At 63.8% G+C, this 7200-nt stretch carries 6 protein-coding genes; all 6 read left to right on the top strand.

The genetic code is table 11. From position 1 onward, the window contains the following. Positions 1–214 precede the first annotated feature (214 nt). The 6 genes from pstC (at position 215) to WP12_RS05050 (ending at position 7127) form a co-directional block, all read left to right on the top strand. Positions 215–1600, top strand: a complete 1386-nt coding sequence (gene pstC, locus WP12_RS05025) for a phosphate ABC transporter permease subunit PstC (RefSeq protein WP_046192658.1) — start codon at positions 215–217, stop codon at positions 1598–1600. Continuing rightward, on the top strand, positions 1593–2882 hold the full coding sequence (pstA, locus tag WP12_RS05030) for a phosphate ABC transporter permease PstA (protein WP_046192659.1): 1290 nt from the start codon (positions 1593–1595) through the stop codon (positions 2880–2882). Before pstC ends, pstA begins: the two co-directional genes overlap by 8 nt. Positions 2883–2890: 8 nt before the next feature. Then, positions 2891–3670, top strand: a complete 780-nt coding sequence (gene pstB, locus WP12_RS05035; protein ID WP_046192660.1) for a phosphate ABC transporter ATP-binding protein PstB — start codon at positions 2891–2893, stop codon at positions 3668–3670. Between the two features lie 250 nt (positions 3671–3920). Further along, a complete protein-coding gene (locus tag WP12_RS05040) occupies positions 3921–4958 on the top strand; it encodes a substrate-binding domain-containing protein (protein ID WP_052730225.1) in 1038 nt (345 codons plus the stop codon). Between the two features lie 43 nt (positions 4959–5001). Then, a complete protein-coding gene (locus tag WP12_RS05045; RefSeq protein WP_152663899.1) occupies positions 5002–6522 on the top strand; it encodes an OprO/OprP family phosphate-selective porin in 1521 nt (506 codons plus the stop codon). Positions 6523–6758: 236 nt separating this feature from the next. Further along, positions 6759–7127 carry a hypothetical protein gene (locus WP12_RS05050; RefSeq protein ID WP_046192662.1) on the top strand — a complete coding sequence of 123 codons (369 nt, stop codon included), beginning with the start codon at positions 6759–6761 and terminating at the stop codon, positions 7125–7127. The last annotated feature ends 73 nt before the right edge of the window (positions 7128–7200 follow it).

Below are 7200 nucleotides of genomic sequence, written 5' to 3' on the forward strand. Positions count from 1 at the left end.
GACGGACCCGTTTCGGGCACGCCCCCGAACCGCTGTCATATTCCTGTAACAAAAGGGACTACAAAGCGTAACGCTTGCCCTCCAATACGCCCTTGCCTGTGATCGGGCAGGGGGATCAGATTCGCCGTTCAGTTTCATCTCGAAGCGACGTTGATCATGATTGCGCTTCTGATCGCCAGGCCGCGATGCTCCGCGTCTCCGTAAAGAGAAATCTATGTCATTCATGATGATTGCTGTGATGGTGCTGGCGCTGGGCGCAGTGGCCTTTTCGCTGGGAAGGACGCGCGCAAGCCGCTTCGCTCCCGCTGCCGGCGAACGCCTGCACTCACGCCCCAATTACCATGGCGCCCATATGCTGTTGTGGGTGATTCTGCCGGCCATGCTCTTTCTCGTGGTCTGGAGCTTCGTTGCCCCGAACCTCGTGACCCAGTCGGTTCTCTCGGCGCCCGCCGCTTCCCAGCTGCCCCCGCCGGGGATCGAACGCGACGCGGTGCTCAGCGAGGTCCGCGGCCTGGTCGATGGATCGGTCGAAGCCAGCTTCAACCCCGCCGCCGAGCAACTCGCTCCGGTCTACCGCATCGCTTCCGAGCAATATGGCATGCTTGGCGGGATCGCCGCGGGCCTGCTCGCCATAGCAGGCGGCGGCTATGCCTTCACCCGGCTGCGCCGTGACTTCCGCGCCCGCAACCGCGTCGAGCGGGTCGTGATGCTCGGCCTGATCGGCGCCTCGCTGATCGCGATCTTCACGACGTTCGGCATCGTCATCTCGCTGCTCTTCGAATCGCTGCTCTTCTTTCAGAAGGTTTCGCCCTTCGAGTTCCTGTTCGGCCTCGAATGGAGCCCGCAGACCGCGCTCCGCGCCGATCAGGTCGGATCGTCGGGATCGTTCGGCGCGGTGCCGCTGTTCTGGGGCACGATCTTCATCGGCGCGATCATCGCGATGATCGTCGCAATCCCGCTCGGCCTGATGAGCGCGATCTACCTGACCCAATATGCCAAGCCGCGCCTCCGCAAGTGGATGAAGCCGGCGCTGGAAATGCTCGCGGGCGTGCCGACCGTCGTCTACGGCTATTTCGCCGCGCTGACCGTCGCTCCGGCGATCCGCGACTTTGCCGCCTGGGCGCACATCCCCGGCGCTTCGTCGGAATCGGCGCTGGCGGCCGGCCTGGTGATGGGGGTGATGATCATCCCCTTCGTCTCCTCGATGGCCGATGACTCGCTTGCGGCGGTGCCACAGGCGATGCGCGACGGCTCCTTCGCACTCGGCGCGACGCCGTCCGAGACGATCCGGCGCGTACTCGTGCCCGCCGCCCTGCCGGGTGTCGTCGGCGGCGTCCTGCTCGCCGTCAGCCGCGCGATCGGCGAGACGATGATCGTGGTGATGGCCGCCGGCCTCGCCGCCAACCTGACCGCGAACCCCTTCGCGAGCGTGACCACGGTGACGACCCAGATCGTCCAGCTGCTCACCGGCGATCAGGAGTTCGACAGCCCCAAGACACTGGCGGCCTTCGCGCTCGGCCTGACGCTGCTGATCGTTACCCTCATCCTCAACATCATCGCCCTGCGCGTGGTGAAGAAATATCGGGAAGCTTATGAGTGACATCGCCGCAACGCCCGGCGAGCAATCGCCGATGACGATCGACATCAATGGCTGGAAGTCCGACGCGATGCAGCGCCGGGTCGCCCGCCGCTACGCGTCCGAACGCCGCTTCCGCTTTCTCGGCTTCTTCGCCGTCGCGCTGTCGGGAGGCTTCCTTGCCTTCCTGCTCGGGACGATGCTGTTCCAGGGGGTCGGCGGGTTCACCCAAACCGAGATCCGGCTGGCCGTCGACTTCCCGAGCGCCGCTGCCGGCGTCACGCCAGCCCAGTTGAGCGGCAAAGGCGCCGACGATGCGATGGCGGCTATCGATCTGGAAAGCCTGGTCATAACGTCCGCCACGGCCACGCTCGGTGAAGAGGGCCCTTCCCTGCTCTCCGATGGAGCCTGGCTCTCGCTGCGCTCCGCGCTTCAGGACGATCCGTCGCTGCTCACGCGGAAGGCGGAAGTGTGGGTTCCCGCGTCGGTCGATATCGATCAGGCAGCCAAGGGCGCCGACGAACCCGAAGCCGACCGGCAGCTGGCCGCCCTGAAAGCCCAGGACCGGGTGCAGACAAGCCTGAGCATGACCTTCCTGACCGCGTCGGATTCGACCGACCCGACCGTCGTCGGCATCTGGGGCGCGTTCAAGGGCACCTTGCTGACGATGGCGATCACCGCCATCCTCGCCTTCCCGATCGGCATGCTTTCGGCCGTCTATCTGGAGGAATATGCCCCGCGTAACCGCTGGACCGACCTGATCGAAGTCTCGATCAACAATCTGGCGGCGGTGCCTTCGATCATCTTCGGCCTGCTCGGCCTGGCGGTGTTCCTGAACTTCTTCAACATGCCGCGCTCGGCTCCGATCGTCGGCGGCCTGACCCTGGCGCTGATGACGATGCCGGTCATCGTCATAGCCTCGCGCAACGCGATCAAGGCGGTGCCGCCGTCGATCCGCGATGCCGCGCTGGCGATGGGCGCCTCCCGGGTGCAGGTGGTGTTCCACCATGTCCTGCCACTGGCGATGCCCGGCGTGTTGACCGGCGCGATCATCGGCATGGCCCGCGCGCTGGGCGAGACCGCGCCGCTGATCATGATCGGCATGCGCGCCTTCATCTCCTCACCGCCGACCAGCTTCACCGAGCCGGCCACCGTGCTCCCGGTGCAGATCTTCCTGTGGTCGGACGAGGTCAGCCGCGGCTTCGTCGAAAAGACCTCCGCTGCCATCATCGTCCTGCTGGCCTTCCTGATGACGATGAACGCGACCGCTATCTATCTCCGCAACCATTTTGAACGACGGTGGTAAACCCGACCATGCAAGAAGCAGCAATCACGGCCTCGCTGAAGATGACGGCGCGCGACGTCAACGTCTTCTATGGCGAGAAACAGGCCATCAAAAACGTGTCGATCGATGTCGACAAGGATAATGTCACTGCCTTCATCGGCCCGTCGGGCTGCGGCAAATCGACGTTCCTTCGCACGCTGAACCGGATGAACGACACCGTCGCCGGCTGCCGCGTCGTCGGCAATATCGAGCTCGACGGCGAGGACATCTATGCATCCGGCATGGACGTCGTCCTGCTGCGTGCGCGGGTCGGCATGGTCTTCCAGAAGCCCAATCCCTTCCCGAAGTCGATCTACGAAAACATCGCCTATGGGCCGCGCATCCACGGCCTGGCCGAGAACAAGAGCGCGATGGATCATATCGTCGAGAAATCGCTTCAGCGCGCCGGCCTGTGGAACGAGGTAAAGGACCGGCTGCAGGAAAGCGGCACCGCGCTATCGGGCGGCCAGCAGCAGCGCCTGTGCATCGCCCGCGCGATCGCGGTCGATCCCGAGGTGATCCTGATGGACGAGCCCTGCTCGGCGCTCGATCCGATCGCGACCGCAAAGATCGAGGAGCTGATCACCGAGCTGCGCGGTCGTTTCGCAATCGTGATCGTCACCCACAATATGCAGCAGGCCGCCCGCATCTCGCAGCGCACCGCCTTCTTCCACCTTGGCGAGTTGATCGAATATGGCGGCACCGCCGACATCTTCACCAACCCCCGCGAGCCACGGACGCAGGATTATATCACCGGCCGCTACGGCTGATCGCCAACCACGATCGATTCGAATTGTTACAGAAGGCGCGGTCGGAAACGGCCGCGCCTTTTTTGTATGTGCGAGGCGGGCCGAAGCGAAACCAGGCGGGAAAATATAGCGTTTCCTTCAAGGATTTTCCGCACCGCGAAAGCCGCTGTCATGCCGTTGTAACATTCGCGTCACGATAGCTTCATGGCGCCCACCTAGTGACTCCCCCGTCACGAGGCGAGTCGATCGCCTCTCCACCAAGGGGACGATAATGCACATCCGTTACAAGGCGCTGGCGCTTGCCGCCGTTGGCCTGGCCTGCCTCCCGACCGTCGCTTCGGCCCGCTCGCAGATCCGCGCCGTGGGTTCTTCGACCGTTTATCCGTTCGCGACCGCAGTCGCCGAGCGCCTGTCGCGCGCCAACCCGAACATGAAGCCCCCGGTCATCGAATCGACCGGCACCGGCGGCGGCATCAAGCTGTTCTGTTCCGGCGTCGGCGAGCAGTTCCCCGACATCGCCAATGCTTCGCGCCGCATCAAGGGCAGCGAGTTGAAGGCCTGTCAGGCGAACGGCGTCAAGGAAGTCACCGAAATCCAGGTCGGCATCGACGGCATCGCCCTTGCCACCGCCAAGGGTTCGGCAATCAGCAACCTGACCGCCCTCGACGTCTACAAGGCGCTCGCCAAGACCCCGTACGGCAAGCCGAACCGTGCGAAGACCTGGAAGGACGTCAACGCCAGCCTGCCCGCCACCCCGATCCGCGCCTTCGGTCCGCCGCCGACCTCCGGCACCCGCGACGCTTTCGGCGAGCTGATCATGACCGTCGGCTGCAACGTCAACCCGTCGATGGCCGCTCTGGCGAAGAGCGACTCCAACAAGCATAAGGCGATATGCACCGGAATGCGCGAAGACGGCGTGTTCGTCGAAACCGGCGAGAACGATAATCTGATCGTCCAGAAGCTCGAGAGCAATCCGGGCACCGTGGGCATCTTCGGCTATTCCTATCTCGAAGAGAATGGGAAGCAGCTGAAGGGCATCTCGATCAACGGCGTCGCCCCGACCTATGACTCGATTGCGTCGTTCAAATATCCGGGCGCCCGCCCGCTCTACATCTATGTGAAGAACGCGCACGTCCGCGCCATTCCGGCGATCCGGGCCTTCATCACCGAGTTCACCAAGGAAGCCGCCTGGGGCCCGCAGGGCTATCTGGTCAAGCGTGGCATGATCGCCGCGCCCACCGCGACCCGCGCCAAGGCCGCTGCCGCAGCGCGTGGCCTGACGCCGCTCAACGCCGCCGAAGTCAAGTAACGACCGGCGTAACCAACATCCTGATTTGAAGGGGGAATATCACGTGAAACATCATCTGCACCTGCTGCTGATCGCGGCAAGCTCGCTGGCATTCGCCAGCGCAGCGCAGGCCCAGACCCCGGCTGCCGACGAGGCAGTCGAGGTCGTCGAGGAAAAGCCTGACGCGGCCGCCGAAATGGAGTTCCTGAAGGCTCAGGTCCAGGCGCTCAGCGCCCAGGTCGAAGCACTCAGCGCACGCCAGGCGAAGGCCGAACCGAGCTGGAAGGGCGCGCCACAATGGGCAGCCGATGGCTTCTCGTTCAAGCTGCGTGGCCGCATGATGTACGACACGGCTTTTATCGATAGCCCGTTCGCGGCCGTGCCGAACAAAAATCTCGGCTTCAACAGCCGTATTCGCCGCCTGCGACTCGGCGTCGAAGGCAAGCTGCCAGGTGATTTCGGCTACAAGTTCGAAGCCGATTTCGCCAACTCGACCGTCGGGTTCGGCGACGTGATCATGACCTACGAGCCGAAGGGCAAGCCCTGGTCGATCACCATGGGTAACCATGAAACGATGAACGGTCTCGAGCAGATCTCGAGCTCCCGCTTCGTCAGCTTCATCGAGCGCAATCAGTTCAACGACGCCTTCTCGAATACGCGCCGTCTCGGCGTGTCGTTCGGCCTGGCCAGCTCGGACAACACGATGCGTTTCAATGCGGGTGCGTTCACGGCCCACACGATCGACGCTTCGCTCGACAATGACGGCTACATCCTGGCGGCGCGCGGCGTTTTCGCACCGAAGGCGATGGGTGGCCAGCTGCACTTCGGCGCGAACTATCAGTACCGTAAGTTCCAGTCGAACCATGGCGCCAATGCATCGGTCTCGGCCGGGGCGCCGTCGACCAACCAGACGGCCCGCTACCGCGCCCGTCCGTTCCTGCAGACCACCGGCGAACGTTTCGTCGACACCGGCAACTTCGCTGCCAAGGGCGATCAGATCTTCGGCCTGGAAGCCGCTGGCATCTTCGGTCCGCTGCACGTCGCGGGTGAAATGCAGTACAACAAGGTTGATGCCTATGCGGCCGGCGATTTCGAGCCCGGCCTCGATGCGTTCACCGGCACCTCGATCGTTTTCCCGAACGGTGATCCGAGCTTCATGAGCTATTATGGCGAAGTGGGCTATTTCATCACGGGCGAAACCCGCGGCTACAAGAACGGCGCCTGGGATCGCACCAAAGTCCTCAATCCGTTCGACAAGGGCGGCTGGGGCGCACTGCAGGTCAATCTGCGCTACGACTATCTTGACCTCGACTCGAGCAAGCTGAAGACAGCGAACAGCTACACCATCGCAACCGGTGCGGTTGCCGCTTCCAACAGCCTGTCGCGTGGCGGCAAACAGACCGGCTATCAGCTCGGCCTGACCTGGATCCCCTCGGATTATGTGCGCTTTATCGCCCAGTACATCCGCACCGAGGTCAAGGGCGGTCCGGCAGCAGCTGCAGCCAATCCGACCTCGACCAAGCCGGTCGATCAGCGCACCTACGGCTTCGACAGCGTCGCCGTCCGGGCACAGTTCGACTTCTGACCTGCGATTTCCGGGCGGGCGGTTCGCCGCCCGCCCATCGGAAGATCGCGACTCTCTCCCCAACCCCCAACCAACTTCGCACCGCTGGTCTCGACCAGTGGTGCGTTTTTTTTCGCGGGGCTGACAGAATATCTTTCGACGCCACCGAAGCGCGACCCTTGACGAGAATGTAACCGATCAGTACGTGCAAATCATACGCCGTACCGATCTGTTACATTCTCTCCAGGACGCACCGCATGGCTTATCTCGATTTTTCTTCGCTGGCAGGCGAGACCCGTGGCGGCAGCGCAGCCGACGCCGGCAGCTTTTCCTCCACCGAACTGCGCGTGATCGATTTCGCCGAGCGGGTCGATGCGTCGCGGGAAATCGATCATCGCGGACGCTTCGGGCGCTTCGTCGAATGGGCGCTGGGCATTCGCCTTGCCCGCCCATTGGCCGACAATCGCCTGGAAAGCTTGCGCCGCTTCGCCTCCCGCGCGCGCCATCACCCGCGCGACATCGGCGCGGAAGATATCAGCCGCTTCGTAGACGCCGGCTTTTCGCGTGGGCAGGCTTACGGCCTTCTCGCCTATCTCGGCGGCAGGGCGCGGCCGACGCTCCACTAATCCCGAGCTGCCCCGCCATCCCCTGTGGCGGGGCCGGGGGGGGGTCTCTTTTAACATCCGCCCCCGCCGCCGG

The organism is Sphingomonas sp. SRS2, assembly GCF_000971055.1.
In the GTDB taxonomy this organism is placed as follows: Bacteria; Pseudomonadota; Alphaproteobacteria; order Sphingomonadales; family Sphingomonadaceae; genus Rhizorhabdus.